Raw genomic sequence first — 267 nt, 5'->3', positions numbered from 1 at the left:
AGACAACCCTAATGATTTCATTGCCCGCACGGCAAGCGAGCGTTCCCTTTCTGTAAAACAAATATGTGAAGCCGCCGCCAGTCGTGGTGGTGCAGATGTTTCCGCGTCGGCAATGGAATATGCGACCGAGCTGTTCCTGAAAGAAATGGCGTACCAGCTTTGTGATGGCTTTTCAGTGAATACCGGTTACTTTACAGCAAGTACCACTATCCGTGGGGTATTCGACCTGTCTCTTATACACATCTCCGAGCCCACGAGACTACGCTG

The 267-nt window shown here is 50.6% G+C and carries 1 protein-coding gene; it reads left to right on the top strand.

Annotated features, from left to right (window positions below; all coding sequences use genetic code 11):
• Positions 1-267, top strand: a 267-nt coding sequence (locus ACPYOJ_RS35570; protein ID WP_481420417.1) for a DNA-binding domain-containing protein, incomplete at both ends; no start/stop codon positions are given.

The organism is Rhizobium sp. SVR5-9E (assembly GCF_056755095.1).
Note: the sequence above shows the minus strand (reverse complement) of the source record. Positions and strands in the feature narration are given on the sequence as shown.